Origin of the sequence: Acinetobacter sp. GG2 (assembly GCF_000292385.1) — a bacterium.
Taxonomy (GTDB): domain Bacteria; phylum Pseudomonadota; class Gammaproteobacteria; order Pseudomonadales; family Moraxellaceae; genus Acinetobacter; species Acinetobacter seifertii.
In genome coordinates, this window is the sequence record NZ_ALOW01000033.1 from 13,230 (window position 1) to 39,521 (window position 26,292).

Below are 26,292 nucleotides of genomic sequence, written 5' to 3' on the forward strand. Positions count from 1 at the left end.
TTTAGACTCATAACATCAAGCCCAAACCAAGGAAGAAATACAATGCAATCTGGTGCTATTCGACCCATTCCAAATATGTTACCTCGCCATCTATTTAACGAAGAACATGAAGCTTTTCGTGAAACGGTACGTAAATTCTATGAGAAGGAAGTTGTACCAAATACTGAAAAATATGAAAAACAACAACATGTGGACCGAGATCTTTGGAATAAAGCTGGTGCATTAGGTTTACTGTGCACCACCATGCCAGAACAATACGGTGGCTCAGGTGTGGATCGCCTATACAGTATGATTCTTATCGAAGAACAAGCATACGCAATGGACTCAAGTACAGGTTTCTCATTACATTCCGATATTGTCGCCAACTATATCAATAACTTTGGAAACGAAGAACAAAAGCAAAAATGGCTTCCGAAAATGGCAACTGGTGAAACAGTGACCGCAATTGCCATGACAGAACCAGGAACAGGCTCAGATTTACAAGCTGTTCGAACAACAGCCGTTCTTGATGGCGATGAATATGTGATTAATGGTTCAAAAATATTTATTACCAATGGCTACTTGTGTGATATGGCCATCGTGGTCTGTAAAACAGGCAACAGTGATAAAGGCTCTGCCAATTTATCACTTATTATTGTTGAAGCTGACCGTGCTGGTTTTACTAAAGGTAAACCACTCAACAAAATTGGCATGAAAGGTCAAGATACATGTGAACTCTTCTTTGATAACGTTCGTGTCCCTAAAGAAAATCTTTTAGGCATGGAAGGCATGGGCTTTATTATGCTCATGAAAGAATTAGCCTGGGAGCGTATGTTGGTTGCAATTATCTGCCAAGCTGGTGCAGAAGCAGCGTTTGCACATACTGTTCAATATACAAAAGATCGTAAAGCATTTGGCAAGCCAATTAGTGCTTTCCAAAATACACGTTTCAAACTCGCAGAACTACGTACTGAAATTGATTTCTGCCGTACCTATTTAGATCGTTGTATGGAATTACAACTTGAAGAAAAGTTGAGTGTTGAAGCTGCCGCAGCTGCTAAATATAAAATTTCAGATATGTTCTCGAAAATAGTCGATGAATGCCTTCAATTACATGGTGGTTATGGTTACATGCTGGAATACCCAATTGCTCGTGCTTATATTGACCACCGAGCAAACCGCATTTATGCAGGTACAAACGAAATTATGAAAGAATTAATCTCTAGAACACTTTAATACCATGCATAAAAAAGGAGGCTATTTGCCTCCTTTTTATTTCAAATCTTAAGACACTAGCTTTGGCTTACGTGTATTTACATCTGAATGTTTGTGAAAATGAAGAATACCATCATCAAATTTAGCATTTTGTAATGACTTTCGATCTTCAAGATAATTATTGGTTACTTGCCATGGAGCATGCTTACCTTGTTTTGGAAGCTCATGAGCTGCACGACTAATATAACCAGAAGACAATTTACCCATTACTGTATCTTCTTCCATTTCATTTTTATTACCCGCTGGAATAACCTCATCATAGTTATTCTTGTCCATATAGTTTAATAGACGGGAAATATAATCAGCTGCAATATCAACTTTTAATGTCCAAGATGCATTCACATAGCCAATAATCATGGCCATATTTGGAATATCACTTAGCATAATACCATTGTAAAGCATATGTTCTGAGGAGTTGATTGGCTTACCATCAACTTTAGCTTGAACACCACCCATAATTTGGACTTGTAAACCAGTTGCAGACACTATGATGTCGGCATCAAGGTGTTTGCCTGACTTTAATTGAATACCCGTCTCTGTAAATTTCTCGATCTGATCAGTTTCAACACTTGCCTTACCTTCACGAAGAATCTTAAATAGATCACCATCAGGGACTACACAAAGACGCTGATCCCAAGGATTATAAGAAGGCGTAAAATGTTTCATATCCACTTTACCCTTAAGCTGCATTTCAATTGCTTTTAAGAGTAAACGACGAACTGTTTTAGGATGCTTTTGTGACAACGCATAAATTGCGCGCTGCATACCAATATTACGTGCACGCGTAAATTTATAAGCTGTTTCTTCAGACATAAATCTACGAGTTTTTTCATAAATGAAGTCAATAGAAGGAACTGTTGCAATATAAGTTGGTGAACGCTGTAACATTGTCACGTGACCTGCCCCACCTTTCGACATTGCAGGAACTAGAGTAATTGCTGTAGCACCACTACCAATAATTACTACTTTTTTACCTGTATAGTCTAAGTTTTCAGGCCAATGCTGCGGATGAATGAGTTGACCTTTAAAAGCATCTTGATTAGGGAAAGTCGGAGCATAACCTTGGTCATAATTATAATAACCAGTACAGCCTACAACAAAATTAGCTACCCAAGTCTGCTGCTTTTTATTGTTATCCTCGACAACAACATGCCATTTCTTTGAAGTAGAATCATAATTTGCAGAAAGCACACGATGACCAAAGTGAATCTTTTCTTTTAATTTGAACTCATCAATTACTTCACCTAAATAACCTTTAATTGAAGCACCATCAGCCAGTACATTTGCTTTACACCATGGTTTAAAGTTAAAACCAAATGTAGACATATCTGAATCTGAACGAATACCAGGATAACGGAAAAGATCCCAAGTGCCCCCAAAAGATTCACGACGCTCTAAAATTTCGAATTGGCGTTGCGGAGAGTTTTTAGATAGATGGGCAGCAACTCCGATTCCTGAAATGCCGGCACCAATGATTAGAATATCAACTTGCTTTTCCATTTTATTTTTATACCCATTGTTGAGAATATGACTTTATTAAAGCACAATTTTGACAATACACAATGTCAAGTTTGACCATTTATCCGTTTTTTTATGTCACTTGGGGACAATTTTTTATTTTTATAGCTTTTAGAAAATAAAAAAGACCGGCATAAAGCCGGCCTTTTTCGAATAATATCAATTATTCAGCTGAAGTATTCACTTCACGATCTACAAGCTCAACGTAAGCCATCGGTGCTGCATCACCAGCACGGAAGCCCGCTTTAAGAACACGTAGATAACCGCCGTTACGTTCTTTGTAACGAGGGCCGAGTACGGTAAATAATTTACCTACAGTTGCAGCATTACGAGTACGAGCAAATGCTAAACGACGATTTGCTACAGTATCGTTTTTTGCTAGAGTGATTAAAGGCTCAGCAACACGACGTAATTCTTTAGCTTTAGGAACAGTTGTTTTGATCAACTCGTGTTCAAATAAAGAATTAGCCAAGTTTTGGAACATCGCTTTACGATGGCTGCTTGTACGGCCTAATTTCACACCACTATTACGATGACGCATGGTGATAGTCCTACTTAATTAACGGCTACGATAGGCAAAACGGTCGTCCATACGAAGACTAGCTGGTGGCCAGTTTTCAAGACGCATACCGAGTTGTAAGCCTTTCGATGCCAAAACATCTTTGATCTCTGTTAACGATTTTTTACCAAGGTTAGGAGTTTTTAATAACTCAACTTCAGTACGTTGAACGAGATCACCAATGTAGTAAATATTTTCTGCTTTCAAACAGTTAGCAGAACGAACAGTAAGCTCTAGATCATCTACTGGGCGAAGCAAGATTGGGTCAACTTCTTCACGAGGTTCTTGAGCAACTGGAGTTTGATCTTTCTGAAGATCAACAAAAATTGCAATTTGTTGTTGCAAGATTGTTGCCGCTTTGCGGATTGCTTCTTCCGGATCAACCGTTCCATTTGTTTCAAGGTCGATTACCAGTTTATCTAAATCGGTACGTTGTTCAACACGCGCATTTTCAACGGTGTAAGAAACACGTTTAATCGGACTATAAGAAGCATCTAATTGCAAACGACCTACTGGACGTGTTTCACCTTCTGGGAAACGAGAATCAGATGTTTCATAACCACGACCTTGAGAAACTTTCAAGCGCATTTTTAATGAACCTGAAGCACTCAAAGTACCAATTAAATGATCTGGGTTAACCACTTCAACATTATGAGGTAAACGAAGGTCAGCAGCAGTAATATCGCCAGGACCTTGTTTCTCTAATGTTAAATAAGCTTCATTTTGATCGAACAGCTTAATAGACAATCCTTTTAGGTTCAGCAAGAGCTCGACGATGTCCTGCTGCAAGCCTTCTAAAGTACTGTACTCGTGCTCGACACCTTCTATCTCTACTTCAACCACAGCAGCGCCAGGTAAAGAAGACAATAGAATGCGACGTAAAGCATTACCTAGAGTGTGGCCAAAACCACGCTCTAAAGGTTCTAGAATCACTTTTGCCGAGGTCCCGCTTACCGCTTCGACCTTGATCGCTTGCGGAGTGAGAAACTCGTTTGCAGTACGCGTCATTATTGCTACCTCAAGGATTATTTAGAATACAATTCTACAATCAAGCTTTCGTTGATTTCAGCAGGTAAATCAGAACGATCTGGTGCAGCTTTAAACGTACCTTCAAGTTTAGAATGATCAACATCAATCCAAGCTGGAATACCACGTTGAGCAGCTAATTCAATCGCGTTTTTAATACGCAATTGTTGTTTAGCACCTTCGTGAACCGCAATTACATCACCCGCTTTAACTTGAATAGACGCGATGTTTACACGACGACCATTCAAAGTAATGCTGCGGTGACTTACTAACTGACGAGCTTCTGCACGTGTAGAACCAAAACCCATGCGATAAACAACGTTATCAAGACGGCTTTCAAGCAATTTCAACAAGTTCTCACCAGTTGCGCCTTTAACACGAGCTGCTTCTTTATAGTAGTTACTAAATTGACGCTCTAACACACCGTAAATACGACGGACTTTTTGTTTTTCACGTAATTGTAGTGAATACTCAGATTGCTTACCACCGCGAGCCTGACCATGTTGACCAGGTGCTTTGTTAGCTTTTTTAGTTTTGACGTCAAATGGTTTAACGCCAGATTTAAGTTGCAGGTCTGTCCCTTCGCGGCGAGAGAGTTTGCATTTTGGACCAATATAACGAGCCATGAATGTTTCTCCTTACACGCGACGTTTTTTAGGTGGACGGCAACCGTTGTGAGGAATTGGAGTCACATCGGTAATGCTGTTAATCTTATAACCCACTGCGCCTAATGCACGAACCGCAGACTCACGACCTGGACCAGGACCTTTTACAAGGACGTCTAGGTTTTTCAAACCGTAATCTAAAGCTGCTTTACCAGCAACTTCAGCAGCTACCTGAGCAGCAAACGGAGTTGATTTACGTGAACCACGGAAGCCTTGTCCACCTGAGGTAGCCCAAGCCAATGCATTACCTTGACGATCGGTAATCGTAACAATGGTGTTATTAAAAGACGCGTGAATGTGTGCAACACCTTCAGAGACGGTACGAGTGACCTTCTTGCGTGTGCGAGTATCTTTAGCCATCTTTTAGCTTCCAGAAATCTTACTTTTTAATCGGTTTGCGCGGACCTTTACGGGTACGTGCGTTAGTTTTGGTGCGTTGACCACGGACAGGCAAGCTGCGACGATGACGAAGGCCACGATAGCAACCTAAATCCATTAAACGTTTAATGTTCATGGAAATTTCGCGACGTAAGTCACCTTCGGTAGGAACCTTAGCAACTTCTGCACGAATCGCATCAAGCTGTGCATCGTCCAACTCACGAATCTTAGTAGTTTCAGTGATGCCAACTGTAGCTAAGATATTCTTAGCAGTATGGCGACCGATACCAAAGATATAAGTGAGGGAGATAACAGCATGCTTGTTATCCGGAATGTTTACACCGGCAATACGAGCCATTCACTTTTCTCCAAAAAGGCAGTAGAGATAATCAACCGCCCCACAAAAATCTTGAGGGGCGGATATTAACCCAATTCGCCTACTGAAATCAACAGGTCTTGATTAGATTAACCTTGACGCTGCTTATGACGAGGTTCTGCGCTACAAATCACGCGAATAACCCCATTACGACGGATAACTTTACAGCTACCACAAATTTTCTTTACAGAAGCTTGTACTTTCATGATGAAACCTCTAAGTGCGCTTATCCCTTAGGATGAGCAGTCGTTTTTCTCATTAATGTTTGATTGTCATATTGATGAGAAGTTAAATGCGCTTGTAGCTGAGCCATAAAGTCCATAACAACAACGACTACGATAAGTAATGAGGTACCACCCAAATAGAATGGAATACCAAAAGAACTCTGTAAAATCATTGGCATCAAACAAATGACTGTAATATAAATCGCACCAATAAACGTCAAACGATTAAGAATATGATCTAAGTAACGAGCAGTTTGCTCACCTGGGCGAATACCAGGCACATAAGCTCCGCTGCGTTTTAGATTTTCTGATACTTCCTTAGGGCTAAATACTAAAGCCGTATAAAAGTAACAGAAAAAGATAATTAACGCACCAAAGAGCACCAAATACAAAGGCTGTCCAGGCGACAATACCAGAGCTAAATCTTGTAAGCTACGCTTAATTAAACCAGCATTCGGATCTGCACTACCTACCCATTGACCCAAACTAGCTGGGAACAACAATAAAGAGCTTGCAAAAATCGCAGGAATCACACCAGCCATATTAATTTTTAATGGTAGATGTGTTTGCTGAGCTGTAAATATACGACGACCTTGTTGCTTTTGCGCATAGTTTACTGGAATACGACGCTGTGCTTTTTCAATAAACACAATCGCAGCCAATACACCAAGAGACAAAAGACCAAAGATGACAAGACCAATCAAACTTGTTTGACCATTATCTACAGATGACACTGATTGCATAATTAATTTAGGCAAACCAGCAACAATACCTGCAAAAATAATCATTGAGATACCATTACCGATACCTCTTTCAGTGATTTGTTCACCTAACCACATTAAGAACATAGTTCCAGCGATAAGTGACGTAACAGCAGGAATATAAAATGCAAGACCCGTAGACAGAGTAATACCCTGACCAATTAAGCCTGCACACATACCTACTGCCTGAACCACTGCAAGTAATAATGTACCCTGACGCGTATATTGATTAATTTTACGCTTACCTTGCTCCCCTTCCTTTTTCAAGGCTTCAAGAGAAGGAATCACTGTTGACATTAACTGCACAATAATTGATGCAGAAATATAAGGCATGATCCCTAAAGCAAGAATAGACATTCGCTCTAAAGCACCGCCAGAAAACATATTGAATAGCCCAAGAATAGTTCCTTGGTTTGCATGAAATAAATTTTCTAACGCAGCATTATTAATGCCTGGTACTGGAATATGCGCTCCTAGTCGAAAGACCAGCAATGCACCGATTAGAAAACTCATCCGGCGAATAATTTCACGGTATTTCACATGAAATGGCTGACCTTTCATCATGTTGACATGACCTGAAGAACTAGGAGACATAGACACTCGAGATTACTCCTCGACTTTACCGCCAGCTGCTTCAATTGCAGCTTTAGCGCCTTTAGTCAATGCAACACCTTGAACAGTGAATGCACGAGTGATTTCACCAGAAAGCACGATACGAGCACGAATTTGATCGCGACGAACAACATTCGCAGCTTTTAAAGTTTCAAGGCTAACAATGTCGCCTTCCACTTTAGTTAACTCAGACAAACGTACTTCAGCAGTTTTTAAAGCGATTTGGCTAGTGAAACCGAATTTAGGTAAACGACGATAAATCGCTGTTTGACCGCCTTCGAAACCTGGACGAACGCCACCACTTTTACGTGATTTTTGACCTTTGACACCACGGCCACCAGTCTTACCAACGCCAGAACCGATACCACGGCCTAAACGACGGTGTTCACGTTTTGCACCTTCTGCAGGTGCAAGCTCATTTAAACGCAGAGTCATGGCTTATTCCTCTACACTAACCATATAGTAGACTTTGTTGATCATACCACGGTTAGAAGGCGTATCTTGCACTTCTACAGTATGACCAATACGACGCAGACCTAAACCTTGTAAGCAAAGCTTGTGATTTTTCAAGCGATGTGAAGAAGATTTAGTCTGGGTAACTTTAATCGTTTTCATGATTGATTACCCTTGAATTTCTTCTACTGATTTACCACGTTTCGCAGCGACTTTCTCAGGAGAAGTCATATCACGCAAACCTTTAAAAGTTGCGTTTACTACGTTAGCAGCATTAGTAGAACCATAACATTTAGCAAGTACGTTATGTACACCTGCAGCTTCAAGAACGGCACGCATTGCGCCACCAGCGATTACGCCAGTACCTTCTGAAGCAGGTTGCATGTATACACGGCTTGCACCATGACGAGCATTCACAGGGTGTTGTAAAGTAGTACCAGCAAGGTCTACAGTGATCATGTTGCGACGAGCAGCTTCAAGTGCTTTAGAAATAGCAGCTGGAACTTCACGTGCTTTACCACGACCAAAACCAACACGACCATTACCATCACCCACAACTGTTAATGCTGTGAAAGAGAAGATACGACCGCCCTTAACAACTTTGGCTACACGATCAACGGCAACCAGCTTTTCAACAAGACCTTCGTTTTGTTCAACTTTAGCCATGATTAGAACTCCAAGCCGTTTTCACGAGCAGCATCAGCCAAGGCTTTGATACGACCATGATATTTAAAACCAGAACGGTCAAATGCAACTTTAGTTACACCAGCTGCTTTCGCACGTTCTGCGATTAAAGCACCTACTTTAGTAGCTGCATCTACATTACCTGTAGTACCGCTACGTAAAGATGCATCCAAAGTTGAAGCTTGCGCTAAAACTTTGCCACCATCTGCTGAAATAACTTGAGCATAGATGTGACGCGGAGTGCGGTTTACACACAAACGAGTCGCACCCAATGCACGAATGTGCAAGCGTGTGCTTTTCGCACGACGCAAACGGGATTGTTTCTTTTCGTTCATAAGAACCTCGCGCCTTATTTCTTCTTAGCTTCTTTACGAAGAATGACTTCATCCGAATAACGAACACCTTTACCTTTATATGGTTCAGGAGCACGGTATGCACGGATTTCTGCCGCTACTTGACCTAACAACTGCTTGTTTGCTGATTTCAAAATGATTTCAGTAGCAGTTGGAGTTTCCGCTGTTACACCTTCTGGTAAAGCGTAGTCAATTGGGTGTGAGTAACCAAGGTTAAGGTTTACAACAGTACCTTTAACCGCAGCTTTATAACCAACACCAACTAGCTGCAACTTACGTTCGAAGCCTTCGCTAACACCTTTTACAAGGTTGTTCAATACAGCGCGAGCAGTACCAGCTTGCATCCAAGCATCTTTCGATTCTTTAACTGGAGCAAGTTGAAGTTTACCTTCTTCCTGTTTTAGCTCGACCAGCGCATGCAGGTTGAAAGACAATGTACCTTTAGTGCCTTTCACTTCGACCTGCCGGCCGTTCTGAGTAACTGCTACACCATTAGGTACAGTTACTGGGGCTTTAGCCACACGAGACATGAGGAATCACCTATTAAGAAACAAAAGCAATAACTTCACCACCAACGCCCGCAGCACGTGCAGCGCGATCAGTCATGATGCCTTTGCTTGTAGAAACAATTGCAATACCTAAACCTTGCTTAACGCTTGGAAGTTTATCTTTACCACGGTATTGGCGAAGACCTGGACGGCTTACGCGCTTAACCATTTCGATAACTGGTTTGCCTTCGAAATATTTTAAAGTAATAGTCAAAGTAGATTTTGTCTCTTCTTGAGCAACTTCTACATTTGAAATATAACCTTCTTGTTGAAGTACGTTTGCAATAGCAACTTTCAACTTAGAAGAAGGCATAGAAACAGTTTGTTTCTTAGCCATTTGTGCGTTACGAACACGTGTTAGCATGTCGGCAACGGTATCTTGCATACTCATTTAGTCGCTCCTTACCAGCTTGCCTTAACAACGCCTGGTACATCACCTTGCATTACTGTGTCACGTAGTTTGTTACGGCTTAAACCGAACTTACGGAAGTAACCATGAGGACGACCAGTTAAACCACAACGGTTACGAAGACGTACCGGAGATGCATTACGCGGCAATGCTTGTAACTTTAACATCGCTTCGAAACGCTCTTCGTCGCTAGCATTTACGTTTGCAATCGTAGCTTTTAATTCAGCACGTTTTGCAGCGTATTTAGCAACAGTTTTTTCGCGTTTCAATTCGCGATTAATCATACCTTTCTTAGCCATATCGACCTCTTATTTGAACGGGAAGCCGAATGCACGCATAAGCGCACGGCCTTCGTCATCGGTGCGAGCAGTCGTAGTAATGGTAATATCCATACCACGAATACGATCAATCTTATCGAAATCGATTTCAGGGAAAACGATTTGCTCTTTCAAACCCATTGAGTAGTTACCACGACCATCAAATGATTTCGCAGAGAAACCACGGAAGTCACGGATACGAGGGATTGCGATAGAGATCAAACGGTCCAAGAATTCGTACATTTGGTCGCCACGTAAAGTAACTTTACAACCAATCGGCCAACCATCACGGATTTTGAAACCTGCGATAGATTTACGAGCAAGTGTAATTACTGGTTTTTGACCAGCAATTAATTGCATGTCGACTACAGCGCCATCCAATAATTTCTTATCAGTTGCAGCTGCGCCTACACCCATGTTTAGGGTAATTTTTGTGATGCGTGGAATTTCCATCACGTTCTTAATGCTAAGTTCTTCTTTTAACTTTGCTTTAAGTTCATCATTGTAACGTGCTTTAAGTCTGGCCATTGCCTTTTCAACCTATTACTTCGCTACCGCCACTGATTCACCATTTGATTTATAAACGCGAGTTTTCACGCCATCAATCACTTGGTAACCAACACGGTCAGCCTTCTGGGTTGTAGCATTTAAAATTGCCACGTTTGAAATATGAAGCGAAGCTTCTTGAGTAACTACACCGCCTTCAGCGCCAGTTACACGATTCGGCTTTTGATGCTTCTTCACTAAGTTAAGGCCTTCAACCTTAACGCGGTCTTCAGAAACAGACAATACAGTACCCTGTTTGCCTTTTTCTTTACCTGCGATCACGATAACTTGATCGCCTTTTTTAATCTTAGCCATGATTGCCTCTTATAGAACTTCAGGAGCCAATGAAATGATTTTCATGAACTGTTCAGTACGAAGTTCACGAGTCACTGGTCCGAAGATACGAGTAGCAATCGGAGCTTTGTTGTTGTTCAAGATAACTGCAGCATTATCATCAAAACGGATCACAGAACCATCTGGACGACGAATGCCGAATTTAGTACGAACTACAACCGCATTCATCACGTCACCTTTTTTAACACGTGCGCGTGGGATTGCTTCTTTTACAGTAACTTTAATAATGTCGCCAACAGAAGCATAACGACGATGTGAACCACCAAGTACTTTAATACATTGTACGCGGCGAGCACCACTGTTGTCTGCTACGTCGAGCATAGTTTCGGTTTGAATCATTGCCCTACTCCAAAACCGAGCATCACCGGTCACAATTTCGAAAGGCTCAAAGAGTACTCGAAATTGACCGATGATGCAACAAGAACGTCGAATTACTCAGCAGCTGCTTCAACTACTTCCACTAAAGTCCAAGCTTTAGTTTTAGAAATTGGGCGGCTTTCTTTAATGGTTACAACATCGCCAATTTTAGCAACGTTGTTCTCATCATGAGCGTGTAACTTAGTTGAACGGCGAATTGACTTGCCATACAACGGGTGTTGAACGCGGCGTTCAATAAGAACAACAATAGATTTATCCATTTTGTCACTTACGACTTTGCCGGTTAACGTGCGGACTGTTTTTTCACTCATTGTCCGTTCCCCTGTTTTTCGGTAAGGAGTGTCTTAATACGAGCAATTGTCTTACGAGCAATTTGCACTTCGTGCGATTTACCCAACTGACCAGTTGCTTTCGCCATACGAAGACGGAATTGGTTAAGCTGTTGCTCATCAAGCAAAGCTTTCAACTCTTCTACCGATTTTTCACGTAGATCTTTAGTTTTCATTACATTACCGTCCGAGTCACGATAGTGGTTTTAAACGGAAGCTTAGCAGCAGCTAAAGCAAATGCTTCACGCGCTAATTCTTCGTTCACACCTTCAATTTCGTACAGGATCTTACCTGGTTGGATCTGGCAAACCCAGTATTCCACGCTACCCTTACCTTTACCCATACGCACTTCAAGAGGCTTTTGAGTAATTGGTTTATCCGGGAATACGCGAATAAAGATTTTACCACCACGCTTAATACGGCGGCTAATAGTACGACGTGCAGCTTCAATCTGACGCGCAGTCATACGACCACGTTCAGTTGCTTTAATTGCAATCGAACCAAATGATACTGTACTACCACGATGCGCTAGACCAGTGTTACGGCCTTTGTGCACTTTACGGAATTTGGTACGTTTAGGTTGCAACATGGATTATTCTCCCTTGTCAGCAGCACGGTCACCGCGACGACCACGACGCTCTTGACCTTCACCACGACCACGACCACGTTTAGCTGGACGATCTTCAGCAGGAGCAGGGTTCATGACTTGTTTCATGCCACCTAAGATCTCGCCACGGAAAATCCAAACTTTAACACCAATCGTACCGTAAGTTGTTTCTGCACGCATAGTTGCATAGTCAATGTCTGCACGTAATGTATGCAAAGGTACACGACCTTCACGATACCATTCTGTACGAGCAATCTCTGCACCACCTAAACGGCCAGACACTTCAACTTTGATACCTTTAGCACCAGCACGCATAGTGTTTTGAACCGCACGCTTCATAGCACGACGGAACATAACACGCTTTTCTAATTGAGAAGCAATTGCTTCAGCAACTAAACGCGCATCTAAGTCTGGGCGATCAATTTCGTTGATACTTACTTGCGCTGGAACACCCATAATGCTGGTAAGTTCGCGCTGTAATTTCTCAATATCTTCGCCTTTTTTACCGATTACGATACCAGGACGAGCTGTGCTAATAGTTACTTTAGCAGCGCCTGATGGACGTTCGATAAGAATATTGCTTACCATCGCATTCTTAAGTTTTTTAGTTAAAAACTCACGAACTTGAAGATCTTTAAGCAAGTATTCAGCGTATTGTTTCGGATTCGCATACCAGTTAGCGTTATGACGTTTCACAACACCTAGGCGGATACCGATTGGATGAACCTTCTGACCCATATCAAACCCCTACCTTAACGGTGATGTGACAAGTACGCTTAGTAATACGATCTGCACGGCCTTTAGCACGTGGCATAATACGTTTAAGGCTCATGCCTTCATCAACGTAAATCGTAGAAACTTTAAGATCGTCAACATCTAAACTGTTATTGTGTTCAGCGTTTGCAATCGCAGATTCCAATGCTTTTTTCACTAAAACAGCAGCTTTTTTATTGCTGAAGTTTAAGATGTTTAAAGCATGCGCAACAGATTTGCCGCGAATAAGATCTGCAACCAAACGTGCCTTTTGTGCCGAGATAGCGGCACCGCGTAATTTAGCAGTTACTTCCATCATGACACCTATTAACGTTTAGATTTCTTGTCAACACCGTGACCACGATAGGTACGAGTTGGCGCGAATTCACCGAGTTTATGACCAACCATATGCTCAGTAACAATTACTGGAACGTGATTACGACCATTATGAACAGAGATTGTTAAACCAACAAAATCTGGAAGGATCATCGAACGACGAGACCAAGTTTTAATCGGCTTGCGAGAGTTACTAGCAACAGCCGCTTCAACCTTAGCGAACAAGTGCGCATCGACGAATGGGCCTTTTTTCAGAGAACGAGGCATTAGTCAGATTCCTTTACTTGACGCGACGGTCGCGAATAATCATCTTAGTCGTACGCTTATTGGTACGTGTCTTGTACCCTTTAGCTTTTTGACCCCATGGGCTTACAGGTTGAATACCTTTGTTACGCCCTTCACCACCACCGTGCGGGTGATCAACTGGGTTCATCGCCATACCACGTACGGTAGGACGAACACCACGCCAGCGTGAAGCACCAGCTTTACCCAATGAACGAAGGTTGTTTTCTTGGTTAGAAACTTCACCAATTACAGCGCGGCATTCAACATGAATTTTACGCATTTCACCTGAACGAAGGCGAACAATTGCGTAAGAACCATCACGACCCAACAACTGAACAGAAGCACCAGCAGAACGCGCTAATTGCGCACCCTTACCAATTTTAAGTTCGATGTTATGAAGCGTAGAACCGATCGGCATGTTACGAAGTGGCAAGCAGTTACCTGGACGAATTGGAGCATCGTTACCAGATTGTACTTTATCGCCAGCACGTAAACCTTTAGGAGCAATGATATAACGACGCTCACCATCAGCATATTTCAACAAAGCAATATGTGCTGTACGGTTTGGATCGTATTCAATGCGCTCTACAACAGCTGGAATGCCGTCTTTGTTACGCTTAAAGTCAACGATACGATAGTGTTGTTTATGACCACCACCAACGTGACGAGTAGTAATGTGACCGTTGTTATTACGACCACCAGTACGTTTTTTAGCTTCAACCAACGGTGCGTAAGGAGCGCCTTTGTGAAGGTGGTCATGAACCACTTTCTCTACAAAGCGACGTCCTGGAGACGTTGGCTTACATTTTTGAATCGGCATAATTTTCGTCCTTATTCCGCTGCGCTTTCAGCGGTATCGCCCAAGTCAGCCATTTCAACATCTTGGCCGGCTTTCAGGGTGACGTATGCTTTTTTAACATCAGAACGACGTCCTAATGTTTTACCAAAGCGCTTAGTTTTACCTTTAGTAATAGTAGTGTTAACTTTAACAACTTCTACACCAAAAAGTTTTTCAACTGCTTTTTTAACTTCAAGTTTAGTAGCATTGATGTCTACTTTAAATACTTGAACGCCAACAGTATCACCTAAAACTTGTGCCTTTTCTGAGAAGACTGGTCCTTTAAGGACTTGATAGATACGTTCGTTGTTCATCCGAGTTCTACCTCAATTTTCTTAGCAGCAGCTACAGACATCACAACTTTATCAAACGCGATCAAGCTTACAGGATCGATTGCAGTTGCATCTACCACATCTACATGCGGAAGGTTGCGTGCTGCAAGATATAAGTTCTCATCTACAGCGTCAGTAACGATTAATGCACGAGCAGCATTTAAGTCGTTAAGCTTTGCAAGCAATTCTTTAGTTTTTGGAGCAGCAACAGCAAACTCTTCAACTAATACAAGACGATCTTGGCGAACAAGTTCAGCTAAGATACATTGCATTGCACCGCGGTACATCTTACGGTTTACTTTTTGAGACCAATCTTGTGGACGAGCAGCAAAAGTTTTACCACCACCAACCCAGATAGGGCTACGAATAGAACCCGCACGAGCACGACCAGTACCTTTTTGACGGAATGGCTTTTTACCACCGCCAGAAACGTCTGCACGCGATTTTTGAGCACGAGTACCTTGACGACCACCTGCTAAGTAAGCAGTAACAACTTGGTGTACAAGAGCTTCGTTAAATTCACGTCCGAAAGCAACTTCAGACAATTCAACAGCAGAGCCGGAAACAGTTTTCAAATTCACGGTATTTCCCCTCAGGCCTTGATGGTAGGACGTACAATTACGTCGCCGCCAGTTGCACCAGGAATTGCACCTTTAACAACTAAAACAGAACGTTCAGCGTCAATAGATACGATTTCAAGACCTTGTACTGTTACGCGTTCGTCACCTAAGTGACCAGCCATTTTTTTGCCTTTGAACACGCGTCCAGGAGTTTGGTTTTGACCTGTAGAACCTAATACACGGTGAGAAACTGAGTTACCGTGAGTAGCGTCTTGGGTACGGAAGTTCCAACGTTTAACACCACCTTGGAAACCTTTACCTTTTGATTGACCAGTTACGTCAACAACTTGACCAACTGTGAACAAATCAACGCCGATAGTACCACCAACTTCACGACCTTCAAGCTCAGCTTCAGTAACACGGAACTCTTTAACTAAACGACCAGCAGCAACACCAGCTTTCGCGAAGTGACCTTTCTGAGCGTTAGTTACGCGAGATTCGCGACGTTCACCAGTAGTTACTTGAACAGCTTGATAACCATCAGTTTCAAGTGTTTTGATTTGCGTAATGCGGTTTGGATCGACTTCGATGACTGTAACAGGTACAGAAACACCAGCATCTGTAAAGATGCGAGTCATACCACATTTGCGACCGACTAAACCAATAGCCATGTGCATAAACCTCTAAAAAAGCGGCCTAATTAACTAATCGTTAATTAACCGAAAGCCTTAACCCAAAGCGATCTGAACATCAACACCAGCTGCAAGATCTAATTTCATCAATGCATCAACAGTTTTATCTGTAGGTTGAACGATGTCGATCAAACGTTTGTAGGTGCGGATTTCGTACTGGTCACGCGCATCTTTGTTAACGTGCGGTGAAGTAAGAACGTTGAAGCGTTCGATGCGAGTAGGCATCGGAATTGGACCACACACTTGTGCGCCAGTACGCTTAGCGGTTTCTACGATCTCTTGAGCAGATTGATCAATCAGACGATGATCAAAAGACTTAAGACGGATACGAATTCTCTGGTTAGACATACCAGTAAACTCCAAGCCAAATATATAAAGAATCACCTTTGACGCATCTCACCCATTGGTAAGTGTCAAAGGCAGTGATAATCACTAAGGTCATGATCGATGCCACGACTGTAATGCACATTTACTACTTTCTTCGCAGTAAATGCCCTCTCATTGAGGGTCGCTCATTATAACGATTGTTTAAGTCTTATGCAATTCTCTTTTTCTATTTTTTGCTCAAATCCTGTTTTAGCTAGTCATTTTAGGTATTTATTACAAATTCAATCGCTTTATTTAAAAGCTGATTACCCTGTTCAAATTTTTTTGCCTCTGAATATTCAAGCTCACGTGTAGATTGCACATATTCCCCACTAAAAATTGAAAGTTCTTCCTCATTTTCCAAAAGAAGTTTTAGGGCTGCTGGGGTCATCTCTGGATGAAACTGAAAGCCTAGTACATTCTTTCCAATCTGATACATTTGATTACGACAAGCATTGCTCTCAGCCAAACGTATAGCACCTTTAGGTATTTCAAATGTTTCGCTATGCCACTGCATCACATTAATTTCTTCAGGCAAAGGAAAGCTTTCCTGAGGTAAGTTTGCAACTCTTTGCACTGTCGACCACCCAAGTTCTTGATAACGGTTACGGCTAACCGCTGCACCCAATGCATTTGCGATCAGTTGGCCTCCCAAGCAAAGACCTATAGCTGGCTTACCTGCCGCCAAATATCGACGTAGCCATCTTTTCTCTATTTTCAGCCATGGGTAATTTGCTTCGTCATTAACACTCATGGTTCCACCCATAACCAATAACAAATCAACTTCTTCAATTCGTGGTAAAGCTTCTATTTCAAGAGAACGGTCAACTGGAAGTGCAAAAAACTCAGTAGAGCTAATAGTTGCATGATGAGCTTTTAAAAATGAGTAGCAACTTCCAAAACCTTCACCAGCAATATGTTGAAAATAGTGAACACGTAAATGCGACTTCATGCGCTTAAACCTATTGTTGTTAGAATGTTGGTTAGATCTTTGCAAAAATAAAGCCAAGTTTTTTGTGAATGTTACAGCAGTAACGAAACATCTTAGAAATAATCAAAAATCTAGCGAATAAATAAGTTTTCTCTTAATCTAATCTTATTATTTAAAGTAAAGCGCCCTATGAAAAAGCATAACAATTTTCAAACCCAACTCATTCATGCACCACGAAAAGCACCTCAGTTTATCGAGACCGTGCAACCTCCCTTATTTCGTGCATCAACTATTATTTTTAAATCAACTGCGCACCTTTTTGATCGCCATTGGACTGACCCTTATGATTATAGCTATGGGACACATGGCACACCTACCACATTCACTTTAGCCGACAATATTGCGCAAATAGAGGGTGGTTTGTATGGCTTACTTGCACCAAGTGGTTTATCTGCAATAAATATAGTTAACTCTGCTTTTTTAGGAACAGGTGATGAAGTTTGGGTACCAGACAATATATATGGTCCAAACCTAGAGCATTTAAACTATTTAAAAGCACAATATGGCATCAGGGTTAAAGTTTATAATTCAATTGATGTTTCAACTTTTCAACCTACTAAACAAACCAAGCTTTTATGGCTAGAGGCCGCGGGCTCTGTCACTATGGAGTTTCCAAATCTTAAAGAGTTAGTAAAAAAGGCAAAAGCTCAAGGTGTTTTAACAGCTTTAGATAACACTTGGGGGGCTGGGCTTGCCTTTAATGCTTTTGATTTCTCTGATGAGCACTTGTCGGTAGATTTAACCGTTCATGCACTTACCAAATATCCAAGTGGTGGTGGCGATATATTGATGGGTAGCATTGTAACTCGCGATGAAAAACTATATCACCGCCTGTTCCGTACACATGCCACTCTAGGTATTGCTATTTCAGGAGATGATGCAGCGCAAGTTCAGCGTAGCCTCGCACACATGTCACTACGATATGAACAGCAATCAAATAACGCGAAAACTTTATTGGAATGGTTAAAGCAACAGCCTCAATTTGCACAAGTTCTACATCCAAGTGATAAAGCTTCCCCAGGTCATCAATATTGGCAAGAGATTTGCACTACAGGTAAGAGTGCAGGATTAGTCAGTGTCATATTTAAACCTGATTATGATATTTCAGCTATACGTCGCTTTTGCGATGCTCTTAAGCTATTTAAACTTGGTTTTAGTTGGGGTGGTCCAGTTAGTCTTGTCATGCTTTATGATCTAAAAATGATGCGAAAACTTGAAAATACACATTTACAACAAGGTTTATTGGTTCGTTTGTGTATAGGTCTGGAAGATCCGCAAGATTTAATTCAAGATATCGAAAATGCGCTGAAATATTTGTAAAACGACAAGATCAACAGTGACTCACACCGAAGGATAAAAATATATGGGTACACCGATTGTTATTGCTAAAAATATTAATGACACCTCTAAAGAAATTGTTTTGCTTTCTCAATTTGCTAACCGGCATGGTTTAATTGCAGGTGCTACGGGTACAGGTAAAACAGTCACTCTAAAGGTTCTTGCAGAAAGTTTTTCTAGAATCGGTGTTCCCGTCTTTCTTGCCGACGCAAAAGGTGATGTTTCTAGCCTAGCAAAAGCTGGAGAGGCTTCAGATAAATTTAATGAACGCTTAAAGCTTCTACAAATTGATAGTGTTCCTTTTGCTGCCAATCCCGTTATTTTTTGGGATTTATTTGGGCAACAAGGCCATCCTATTCGAACCACTATTTCTGAAATTGGGCCAATTTTATTAGCACGTATACTCAATCTAAATGACACTCAAGAAGGTGTTCTATCTGCTGTTTTCCGAATTGCAGATGATCAAGGATTACTGTTAGTCGACTTTAAAGACCTAAAAGCCATGATCACTTTTGTGAGTGAACATGCAGCGGAATTTAAAGCTGAGTACGGCAACTTATCTCCAGCCAGTTTAGGAGCAATTCAGCGCAATTTACTCGCTCTTGCCGACCAAGGTGGGGATCAGTTCTTTGGAGAGCCAGCTTTAAATATTCTGGACTTTATACAAACCGATGCTAATGACCGCGGCTATATCAATATTCTTGCTGCTGACAAGCTAATGAATACACCCAAGCTATACGCTACTTTTTTATTATGGATGCTTTCCGAATTATTTGAACAGCTTCCAGAAGTTGGCGATATGGATAAACCAAAACTCGTGTTTTTCTTCGATGAAGCTCACTTATTATTTGATAATGCCAGTCAAGCTTTACAACAGAAAATTGAACAAGTTGTACGTTTAATTCGCTCTAAAGGTGTCGGTATTTATTTTATTACTCAAAATCCACTTGATTTACCAGAAAGTGTTTTGGGTCAGCTTGGTAACCGCGTACAACATGCTCTACGCGCATTTACTCCGAAAGATCAAAAGGCAGTAAAAACTGCTGCAGATACGTTTCGTGCTAATCCTAATTTCAAAGTGGATGAAGCGATTACACAGCTAGCCGTAGGTGAAGCCCTCATTAGTTGCCTAGATGAACAAGGTACTCCACAAATTGTAGAGCGTGGCTGGGTGATGCCTCCCTACTCCTCTTTTACACCCATTACACCTGAAGAACGAAAAACCCTAATTTCCCAAAGTATTATTGCTGGTGTCTATGAACAAGTTGTAGACCGTGAGAGCGCTTATGAAATGCTCCAAAATAAAGTTGCTGAACGTGAGCAGCAAAAACAGGATGCTGAGCTTGCCAAAGAGCAAGAAGCTTTAGCGAAGCAACAAGCCAAGGAACAAGAACGTTTAGCACGAGAACAGCAAAAGGAAGAAGAACGTGCTGCAAAAGAACGAGCAAAACTAACTCAAGATATAGTGGGAACTTTTGCAAAAAGCGCTGCACGCACTTTAGGCGGCAGTACAGGACAGAAATTGGTACGCGGATTACTTGGCTCATTATTTGGGAAATAGACCATTTAAATCAGCACTTTTTTTAAGGGATTTTATATCCCTTAATTTTTTATGGTTTTATTAAGAAAACTATTGCGATTAATTTTCATAAGATGTATTTTAAATACATCTTATAAAGCCAGATAATTAAGGTCTAGCCATGACTCCACAACAAATTGAACTCGTAAAATCTACTGTACCTGTATTGCGTGAACACGGCGTTACACTGACTACATACTTTTATAAGCGGATGTTGAATAACAGTCCTGAATTAAAAAATGTTTTTAACCTAGATGACCAGACAAGCTTACGCCAACCCCGCGCCCTTGCAGCAGCAGTACTCGCATATGCTGAAAATATTGAAAATCCTACAGTGCTTGCCAAAGCAGTTGAGCGTATTACCACTAAGCACGTAAGTTTAGATATTCAACCAGATCAATATGCAATTGTTGGAGACAACTTACTTCATTCAATTAGTGAAGTTTTAAATGTTCCATTTGAGTCAGAACTGATTGAAGCGTGGAAACAAGCTTATTTACAGTTGGCAGATATTTTAATTGCCGTTGAAAAACAAAAATATGAACAGCTTGAAAGCTTAAAAGGTGGATGGGCTGGCTGGCGTTCATTTGAAATTACACAAATTGACCCCCTTGAGTCTGGCAAGCGCTTTACGTTAAAAGCGACTGATCATGAAGATGTACTGACTAGCCCAGCTAATGCTTTTATTTCTGTAAAAGTACAAGTTCCTGAGCAACAACTTGAGCAACCTAAAGCATTTAAATTTACAGAAGCTCAGGAAAATAATGCGTACCACTTTGAGGTGCAGCCAGAAGAAAATCATACGGAATTTTCCGTTGCTAATATTTTACTTGAGCACTATAGAGTTGGTGATCAAGTACAAGTTTCAGCTCCTTTAACGCTCTAATATAAAAAGCGTCAGCCTGAAAGTTTTCTTCTTTAGACTTTCAGGCTAAGATGATCGTCCGTCAACCTTTAGTTTTTGGTGATCATGCAACTTAATAAATTTACCGATTATGCTTTACGAATATTAATGTACGTCGCTCGCCCAAGTGATGCACCGTATACGATTGCAGAAATCGCGAAAGATTTGCATGTTTCGCAAAACCATCTGGTTAAAGTTGTTCATTTCATGGGCAAGCAAGAATGGATTATTACCATTCGCGGCAAAGGTGGAGGAATTCGCTTAAATCCTAATGCACTAAACTCAAATTTGGGTGCAATTGTTCGTATATTACAAGGTGATAACCAAATCGTTGAATGCAATACACCACCATGTGTTTTGCGCTCTCATTGTGGCTTAAAAGGAATTCTCGATCAGGCTTTAGAAAGTTTTTATCAAAGCTTAGACCAATACACGCTTGGAGAAGTCTTACAACAGCCGAGATCTGCTTCAAATACCTCTCCTATAGACTTTTTGCAAATCTAAACTTCGTAATTCTATTTATCTTTACAAGCAAGCTTACTGAAAATTAGCAAGAATAACCAAGCTCCTTTATACTAGGCGCGAGCCCTCTCATTTAAAAAGTTATTTTTTATGCGTCGTAGTGAAAAATCGAAAGACACCAAAGCCAGACTCGCACCCAAACAAAAGATCAGTTATGAAAAGAAACCAGATCCAGCGATCACGGAATATGCCGTACAATCCCTGAACTGGTTACGCCAAGCTGAGTTTTTAATGAGTGCACCTAAATTGGCACTTTGTGTTGAAGATAGTGGCTACGAGATTGCTTTTGCAGGACGCTCAAATGCTGGTAAGTCTAGTGCTATTAATGCCTTAACCAACAAAAAACAACTCGCACGTGCCTCAAAAAAACCAGGCCGCACTCAGATGATTAACTTCTTCAGCCTAGGTAATCCTGATCAACGCCTAGTTGACCTTCCTGGTTATGGTTATGCTGCCGTACCAGAGGACATGAAACGTGTATGGCAAAAAGAATTAGAGAACTATCTAATCCATCGTAAAAGCTTACAAGGATTAGTTTTACTTATGGATATTCGCCACCCTTTACAGCACTTTGACATGATGATGTTAGAGTGGGCTTATTCACGCCATCTATTTGTACATATTCTTTTAACTAAAGCAGACAAACTTAATCGTGGCCCAGCAAACAAAGTCTTGCTTGAAGTTAAACAACAACTGAAAAAAATGAAGCTTGATTTCTCGATTCAGCTTTTCTCTTCATTGAACAAACTAGGCTTAGAAGAACTCGCCAGTGTAATGGCTGGACGCTTACATTTTACGCTTGATCAAGAGCCAGAATTTGACGTTGATGCGATTCCTGAAGCAAGCGATGAGGATGCTGAAGAGTAAATCGTCATAACAGATACAATTTCTTTATCAAATTTATATTCAAATGGCCCCTATTGCTAAACACAAATGCAGGGGCTTTTTTTATACTCGTTATAACTTCATCGAGTTAAAAATCAGGACTAAATGATGAAATTGCTATCTTTTTTGAAGAATAAGGCTTTAGGTTCTTCTATTGATTATAAAATTCTTCCACGCAAGGTGAAATTTGATTGGAAAGACACACCTGTAGACTGGATTCCAAACCAACCGTTTGCAAGTTACTTTATTAATGAAATTAATAATATCTTGCCTGCTGGAGAGTTCTGGTTCTGCCGTTTATATAACAAAGTTTTACCTCGCATTACCGATGAAAAACTTAAACAGGACGTTCAAGCATTTATTCGCCAAGAGGCTATGCATGCAAATGCACACTCTTCTGCCAATAAAGAATATTTAAGTGCACGTAATATTGATATCCAGAGAAATCTGGACATTATGAATTATCTATTTACCACCGCTTTGGCAGATAAACCTTTTGACAAAGAAGTGCCTCAATTCTTACAAGAGCAATGGGATTTATTCCGTTTAGGTGTTATTGTAACTGTTGAGCATATGACCTGTGTACTCGGTAAATATGCGCTTTACAATAAACGTTGGGAAGAATTAGGCGCAGATCCAGAAATGGTCGATCTGGTTAAATGGCATGGTTCTGAAGAAATTGAACATCGCACCGTAGCCTTTGATTTATATCGTCATCTTGGTGGCGGATATATTCCACGTTACTACTTAAGCATTGCAGTTATTACCCTTGTACTGGGATTGTGGGTAGATGGCGCAGCACATATCATGAAACAAGATCCTCGCTTTGCCGATGCAGCCAAATCTAAACTTTTTCCAGTTTGGGTTGCTGTAGAGTGGTATAAAATTAGCCGTAAGGATAATCAGGTATTACCAAATCCATTTTGGCTTATTGCTCAGCAAATTGATTACCTCATGCCTTGGTATGATCCAGTTAAAGAAGGTAGCACTGAAGATGCGGTAAGTTATTTATCTCAATCTCCAGCGGCAAAAAGAGCCGAGCTACAAGCCGCTTAAAAATAAAAAAGCAGGATATAAATCCTGCTTTTTTATTGAGTGATCAGATACTGATATCTTTCTCTTTGGTATATCGATCTACAACCACACTAATCATCATATCGCCCTGTACATTTACCACCGTTCTTACTGTATCGAGCAACCGGTCGATTGGAAGTAAAATAGCAATTGCTTCAGCTGGTAGACCCACAGACTGCAATACCATAATCATGGTGACCATACCTGCACTCGGAATCCCTGGTGCTCCAAGTGATGCAATCATCGCAGTTAAACACACAACAATTTGCTGGGTTAGGTTTAAGTCTAGTCCAACTAAATTTGCAACAAAGAGCGCAGCGGCAGCTTCATATAAAGCTGTACCATCCATGTTAAGCTGCGAACCTAGTGGAATAACAAAGCCTGCTGTTTGAGGACGAACACCTAAATTTTCCTGCGTACATTTCATACTCAGTGGCATCGTTGCCGAACTAGAACTTGTTGCAAATGCAGTAATTAAGGCTGTACGTGTACCTTTGAAAAAAGTCCAAGGGCTCATACGACCAACAATCCAAAGCAGTAATGGCAAAACAACAGCACCATGAAAAATAGTGGTTCCAGTTACCACAACAGCAAACTCTGCCAAGCGACTTAATACTGAAATATCTTCTGTCGCCATTAATTTAGCAAGTAATGCAAAAATTCCTAATGGTGCCAGTTTCATGACCCATCCAACCAGCATCATCATCATTTCAAAAAACTGATGACTCAATAAACGAATACTCTTAAAGCGCTCACCACCTTGAACCAGTGCAAAACCGACAAATAGTGCAAATACCACAACAGCTAAAACATTGCCGTCGCTAAATGCTTTAAAGGGATTAATTAAAGTATTTTGAATAAAGTTAGTAAAGAAAGTTGCTGGGTTTAAACTATCTGGTGCTTGATAGCTTTGCATTGATGCCTGAAAAATTGAAATATCCACGCCTCGGCCCACCTCAAATAAATGAGCACAGCCAATACCCAAAATTAAAGCCAATGTGGTGGTGGTGATAAAACATAAAAAAGTGATTTTCCAAACTGGACCTAGCTGCCCGCCTGCCTGTAAATTTGAAACTCCAACTACAATCGAGCTAAAAATTAATGGCACTAACAACATTTTGAGTAGCCCAATAAAAACACTACTCAATATACCCAAGCCATATAAACTATGCTTTACAAAAGCAGTATCAGGATACATGGTGAGTAGGAAGCCAAAGGCTAAACCTAAAATCGCGGCAATCAGAATTTGTGTATTTAAGTTCATATCAACATTATTTTTTTCAGTAGGCAATACTTTTGCAAATATGACATGAGCTTGATTTTCATTCGAGCAATTTTTTGTCACATGCTTTGAATTAAAAATAAAAAAGCCATCTTTTTAGATGGCTCATTATTAATTATTGAGTTTCAATTTCCCGCAAACGGATCAAACCCTCTTGCACCGTACTACAAACGAGCTGTCCATTTTGCCACATACGGCCAAAGTTTAAACCGCGAGAAGCTGCGCTCACTGTGGCTTCCATGTCATAAAGCATCCATTCATCAGCACGAAGTGGGCGATGGAAATAAATGGCATGATCAATACTGGCACACTGCAAACTTGGAGAAATATAGCTTAAACCATGTGGTCTTAAAGCCGTAGTCATTAAAGTAAAATCTGAATAGAACGCCACAATTGCTTGATGTAAAGCAATGTCATCTAGCTGTTTTGGAATACGGTCATGAGTACGAATATAGTGCGCATTAAACGGTGCTTCTGGCTGAGGCTGAAATGGATTGACTGGATCAATCGGACGAATTTCAACATGACGCTCACGCATGAAACTTGCACGGACATTCTCTGGAACAAAATTAAGAATACCTTCTTTCAGTTCACTTTCTGACTTTAACGTCTCAGGAGCTGGGTATTCTGGTTCTGAATGTTGGTAGTTCAAGCCTTCTTCAGGGTTCGCGAAAGACACCATTGCCGAGAAAATAACTCGACCATGCTGGATTGCCCGAACTTGACGGCTAACAAAGCTTTTCCCATCACGCAAACGATCTACTTCATAGATGATTGGAGCATTAATGTCGCCACCATATAAAAAGTAAGCATGCATAGAATGCGCAGGACGGTCGGTTGTATAAGAGGCAGCACGTAAAGCCTGACCTAAAACCTGACCTCCAAAAACACGTTTACCGACCAAATTACGGCTAATTCCACGGTAAATATTTTCTTCAAGCTTTTCTAAAGTGAGCAGCTCAACCAGTTCTTGGGTTAACGCATTCATGAGAGATACCTTCATATTGCAGGCAAAATTGGTATTAAAGGACAGATCTGTAGAATCTATTGTGCCATAAAAAACTATTTGTACATGGAACAATCAGTCAACTTCTGACGAACATTGCCCTTAAAACAGCTAAAAATACGATTTTTAACGATAAAAAATGCCAAAAGCATTATAATTTATAAGAAAGTAGCATATTGTTTTTTTTAATAAATGCCT

At 40.9% G+C, this 26,292-nt stretch carries 38 protein-coding genes and 1 pseudogene; 7 read left to right on the top strand and 32 right to left on the bottom strand.

What is annotated here, in order from left to right:
* Window positions 1-42 precede the first annotated feature (42 nt).
* Window positions 43-1,215 (top strand): acyl-CoA dehydrogenase family protein, encoded by a 1,173-nt coding sequence (locus B554_RS0108850; RefSeq protein WP_019457781.1) that lies wholly within the window; start codon window positions 43-45, stop codon window positions 1,213-1,215.
* Between the two features lie 48 nt (window positions 1,216-1,263).
* On the opposite strand, the gene B554_RS0108855 is transcribed toward B554_RS0108850, so the two are convergent.
* The 30 genes and pseudogenes from B554_RS0108855 to B554_RS0109000 form a co-directional block, all read right to left on the bottom strand.
* Window positions 1,264-2,754: a flavin-containing monooxygenase gene (locus tag B554_RS0108855; protein ID WP_019457782.1), complete on the bottom strand. Its 1,491-nt coding sequence runs from the start codon at window positions 2,752-2,754 to the stop codon at window positions 1,264-1,266.
* Window positions 2,755-2,935: 181 nt separating this feature from the next.
* Window positions 2,936-3,313: a 50S ribosomal protein L17 gene (gene rplQ, locus B554_RS0108860; RefSeq protein ID WP_002049717.1), complete on the bottom strand. Its 378-nt coding sequence runs from the start codon at window positions 3,311-3,313 to the stop codon at window positions 2,936-2,938.
* An 18-nt stretch (window positions 3,314-3,331) separates the two neighbouring features.
* The gene (locus B554_RS0108865; protein WP_004705386.1) at window positions 3,332-4,339 is read right to left on the bottom strand and encodes a DNA-directed RNA polymerase subunit alpha; all 1,008 of its coding nucleotides are present in this window, start codon (window positions 4,337-4,339) and stop codon (window positions 3,332-3,334) included.
* Between the two features lie 17 nt (window positions 4,340-4,356).
* Complete coding sequence (rpsD, locus tag B554_RS0108870) at window positions 4,357-4,983, bottom strand: 30S ribosomal protein S4 (RefSeq protein ID WP_002049716.1); 627 nt, start codon at window positions 4,981-4,983, stop codon at window positions 4,357-4,359.
* 12 nt (window positions 4,984-4,995) lie between these two features.
* Entirely contained in the window at window positions 4,996-5,382 is a 387-nt protein-coding gene (gene rpsK, locus B554_RS0108875; protein ID WP_001040166.1) for a 30S ribosomal protein S11, read from the bottom strand.
* A 19-nt stretch (window positions 5,383-5,401) separates the two neighbouring features.
* On the bottom strand, window positions 5,402-5,758 hold the full coding sequence (gene rpsM / locus B554_RS0108880) for a 30S ribosomal protein S13 (protein ID WP_000090816.1): 357 nt from the start codon (window positions 5,756-5,758) through the stop codon (window positions 5,402-5,404).
* A 107-nt stretch (window positions 5,759-5,865) separates the two neighbouring features.
* Window positions 5,866-5,982 carry a 50S ribosomal protein L36 gene (gene rpmJ, locus B554_RS0108885; RefSeq protein ID WP_000867907.1) on the bottom strand — a complete coding sequence of 39 codons (117 nt, stop codon included), beginning with the start codon at window positions 5,980-5,982 and terminating at the stop codon, window positions 5,866-5,868.
* A gap of 20 nt (window positions 5,983-6,002) precedes the next feature.
* Entirely contained in the window at window positions 6,003-7,322 is a 1,320-nt protein-coding gene (gene secY, locus B554_RS0108890) for a preprotein translocase subunit SecY (protein WP_170318186.1), read from the bottom strand.
* 45 nt (window positions 7,323-7,367) lie between these two features.
* Entirely contained in the window at window positions 7,368-7,808 is a 441-nt protein-coding gene (gene rplO, locus B554_RS0108895) for a 50S ribosomal protein L15 (RefSeq protein WP_002049750.1), read from the bottom strand.
* Window positions 7,809-7,811: 3 nt separating this feature from the next.
* On the bottom strand, window positions 7,812-7,988 hold the full coding sequence (rpmD, locus tag B554_RS0108900; RefSeq protein WP_000849088.1) for a 50S ribosomal protein L30: 177 nt from the start codon (window positions 7,986-7,988) through the stop codon (window positions 7,812-7,814).
* 6 nt (window positions 7,989-7,994) lie between these two features.
* Window positions 7,995-8,492, bottom strand: a complete 498-nt coding sequence (gene rpsE, locus B554_RS0108905) for a 30S ribosomal protein S5 (RefSeq protein ID WP_001141025.1) — start codon at window positions 8,490-8,492, stop codon at window positions 7,995-7,997.
* A gap of 2 nt (window positions 8,493-8,494) precedes the next feature.
* Window positions 8,495-8,845 (bottom strand): 50S ribosomal protein L18, encoded by a 351-nt coding sequence (rplR, locus tag B554_RS0108910; protein WP_002049741.1) that lies wholly within the window; start codon window positions 8,843-8,845, stop codon window positions 8,495-8,497.
* 14 nt (window positions 8,846-8,859) lie between these two features.
* Window positions 8,860-9,393, bottom strand: a complete 534-nt coding sequence (rplF, locus tag B554_RS0108915) for a 50S ribosomal protein L6 (protein WP_004705382.1) — start codon at window positions 9,391-9,393, stop codon at window positions 8,860-8,862.
* 13 nt (window positions 9,394-9,406) lie between these two features.
* The gene (gene rpsH / locus B554_RS0108920) at window positions 9,407-9,802 is read right to left on the bottom strand and encodes a 30S ribosomal protein S8 (protein WP_002049732.1); all 396 of its coding nucleotides are present in this window, start codon (window positions 9,800-9,802) and stop codon (window positions 9,407-9,409) included.
* 11 nt (window positions 9,803-9,813) lie between these two features.
* On the bottom strand, window positions 9,814-10,119 hold the full coding sequence (gene rpsN, locus B554_RS0108925; RefSeq protein WP_001074624.1) for a 30S ribosomal protein S14: 306 nt from the start codon (window positions 10,117-10,119) through the stop codon (window positions 9,814-9,816).
* A 9-nt stretch (window positions 10,120-10,128) separates the two neighbouring features.
* Entirely contained in the window at window positions 10,129-10,665 is a 537-nt protein-coding gene (gene rplE / locus B554_RS0108930) for a 50S ribosomal protein L5 (protein ID WP_004705381.1), read from the bottom strand.
* 15 nt (window positions 10,666-10,680) lie between these two features.
* Entirely contained in the window at window positions 10,681-10,998 is a 318-nt protein-coding gene (rplX, locus tag B554_RS0108935) for a 50S ribosomal protein L24 (protein WP_002049703.1), read from the bottom strand.
* Between the two features lie 9 nt (window positions 10,999-11,007).
* Entirely contained in the window at window positions 11,008-11,376 is a 369-nt protein-coding gene (gene rplN, locus B554_RS0108940; RefSeq protein WP_001982634.1) for a 50S ribosomal protein L14, read from the bottom strand.
* Window positions 11,377-11,468: 92 nt separating this feature from the next.
* Window positions 11,469-11,726 carry a 30S ribosomal protein S17 gene (rpsQ, locus tag B554_RS0108945; protein WP_001291845.1) on the bottom strand — a complete coding sequence of 86 codons (258 nt, stop codon included), beginning with the start codon at window positions 11,724-11,726 and terminating at the stop codon, window positions 11,469-11,471.
* Complete coding sequence (gene rpmC, locus B554_RS0108950) at window positions 11,723-11,920, bottom strand: 50S ribosomal protein L29 (RefSeq protein WP_000849927.1); 198 nt, start codon at window positions 11,918-11,920, stop codon at window positions 11,723-11,725. Before rpmC ends, rpsQ begins: the two co-directional genes overlap by 4 nt.
* On the bottom strand, window positions 11,920-12,333 hold the full coding sequence (gene rplP / locus B554_RS0108955) for a 50S ribosomal protein L16 (protein WP_002049688.1): 414 nt from the start codon (window positions 12,331-12,333) through the stop codon (window positions 11,920-11,922). The genes rpmC and rplP overlap by 1 nt, the downstream gene beginning before the upstream one ends.
* Window positions 12,273-13,089 (bottom strand): annotated as a pseudogene (gene rpsC, locus B554_RS0108960) (30S ribosomal protein S3). The gene rplP and the pseudogene rpsC overlap by 61 nt, the downstream one beginning before the upstream one ends.
* 1 nt (window position 13,090) lies before the next feature.
* The gene (rplV, locus tag B554_RS0108965; protein ID WP_001982638.1) at window positions 13,091-13,420 is read right to left on the bottom strand and encodes a 50S ribosomal protein L22; all 330 of its coding nucleotides are present in this window, start codon (window positions 13,418-13,420) and stop codon (window positions 13,091-13,093) included.
* A gap of 11 nt (window positions 13,421-13,431) precedes the next feature.
* Window positions 13,432-13,707: a 30S ribosomal protein S19 gene (gene rpsS / locus B554_RS0108970; RefSeq protein ID WP_001138119.1), complete on the bottom strand. Its 276-nt coding sequence runs from the start codon at window positions 13,705-13,707 to the stop codon at window positions 13,432-13,434.
* Between the two features lie 13 nt (window positions 13,708-13,720).
* The gene (gene rplB / locus B554_RS0108975) at window positions 13,721-14,545 is read right to left on the bottom strand and encodes a 50S ribosomal protein L2 (protein ID WP_004705377.1); all 825 of its coding nucleotides are present in this window, start codon (window positions 14,543-14,545) and stop codon (window positions 13,721-13,723) included.
* 11 nt (window positions 14,546-14,556) lie between these two features.
* Window positions 14,557-14,877, bottom strand: coding sequence for a 50S ribosomal protein L23 (gene rplW, locus B554_RS0108980; protein ID WP_003653662.1), 321 nt, complete (start codon window positions 14,875-14,877; stop codon window positions 14,557-14,559).
* Complete coding sequence (gene rplD / locus B554_RS0108985; RefSeq protein ID WP_002049755.1) at window positions 14,874-15,476, bottom strand: 50S ribosomal protein L4; 603 nt, start codon at window positions 15,474-15,476, stop codon at window positions 14,874-14,876. The genes rplW and rplD overlap by 4 nt, the downstream gene beginning before the upstream one ends.
* An 11-nt stretch (window positions 15,477-15,487) precedes the next feature.
* Window positions 15,488-16,126 (bottom strand): 50S ribosomal protein L3, encoded by a 639-nt coding sequence (gene rplC, locus B554_RS0108990; protein WP_002117051.1) that lies wholly within the window; start codon window positions 16,124-16,126, stop codon window positions 15,488-15,490.
* 57 nt (window positions 16,127-16,183) lie between these two features.
* Window positions 16,184-16,495, bottom strand: coding sequence for a 30S ribosomal protein S10 (rpsJ, locus tag B554_RS0108995; protein WP_000070912.1), 312 nt, complete (start codon window positions 16,493-16,495; stop codon window positions 16,184-16,186).
* A gap of 241 nt (window positions 16,496-16,736) precedes the next feature.
* Window positions 16,737-17,465 carry a type 1 glutamine amidotransferase gene (locus tag B554_RS0109000; RefSeq protein WP_019457783.1) on the bottom strand — a complete coding sequence of 243 codons (729 nt, stop codon included), beginning with the start codon at window positions 17,463-17,465 and terminating at the stop codon, window positions 16,737-16,739.
* A gap of 168 nt (window positions 17,466-17,633) precedes the next feature.
* Here B554_RS0109000 and B554_RS0109005 point away from each other — a divergent pair, with 168 nt between their 5' ends.
* From B554_RS0109005 to B554_RS0109030, 6 genes are all read left to right on the top strand, one after another.
* Window positions 17,634-18,824, top strand: coding sequence for a PLP-dependent transferase (locus B554_RS0109005; RefSeq protein ID WP_019457784.1), 1,191 nt, complete (start codon window positions 17,634-17,636; stop codon window positions 18,822-18,824).
* Between the two features lie 43 nt (window positions 18,825-18,867).
* Complete coding sequence (locus B554_RS0109010; RefSeq protein ID WP_019457785.1) at window positions 18,868-20,403, top strand: helicase HerA-like domain-containing protein; 1,536 nt, start codon at window positions 18,868-18,870, stop codon at window positions 20,401-20,403.
* A gap of 139 nt (window positions 20,404-20,542) precedes the next feature.
* On the top strand, window positions 20,543-21,307 hold the full coding sequence (locus tag B554_RS0109015) for a globin domain-containing protein (RefSeq protein WP_019457786.1): 765 nt from the start codon (window positions 20,543-20,545) through the stop codon (window positions 21,305-21,307).
* Window positions 21,308-21,391: 84 nt separating this feature from the next.
* The gene (locus B554_RS0109020; protein WP_019457787.1) at window positions 21,392-21,829 is read left to right on the top strand and encodes an RrF2 family transcriptional regulator; all 438 of its coding nucleotides are present in this window, start codon (window positions 21,392-21,394) and stop codon (window positions 21,827-21,829) included.
* A 108-nt stretch (window positions 21,830-21,937) separates the two neighbouring features.
* Complete coding sequence (yihA, locus tag B554_RS0109025; protein WP_019457788.1) at window positions 21,938-22,714, top strand: ribosome biogenesis GTP-binding protein YihA/YsxC; 777 nt, start codon at window positions 21,938-21,940, stop codon at window positions 22,712-22,714.
* 123 nt (window positions 22,715-22,837) lie between these two features.
* Window positions 22,838-23,788, top strand: a complete 951-nt coding sequence (locus tag B554_RS0109030) for a metal-dependent hydrolase (protein ID WP_081400341.1) — start codon at window positions 22,838-22,840, stop codon at window positions 23,786-23,788.
* A gap of 43 nt (window positions 23,789-23,831) precedes the next feature.
* On the opposite strand, the gene B554_RS0109035 is transcribed toward B554_RS0109030, so the two are convergent.
* Together B554_RS0109035 and B554_RS0109040 are read right to left on the bottom strand one after the other, a co-directional pair.
* Window positions 23,832-25,097, bottom strand: a complete 1,266-nt coding sequence (locus B554_RS0109035) for a dicarboxylate/amino acid:cation symporter (protein ID WP_031944580.1) — start codon at window positions 25,095-25,097, stop codon at window positions 23,832-23,834.
* 106 nt (window positions 25,098-25,203) lie between these two features.
* Window positions 25,204-26,076: an acyl-CoA thioesterase gene (locus tag B554_RS0109040; protein WP_004705360.1), complete on the bottom strand. Its 873-nt coding sequence runs from the start codon at window positions 26,074-26,076 to the stop codon at window positions 25,204-25,206.
* Between the last annotated feature and the right edge of the window lie 216 nt (window positions 26,077-26,292).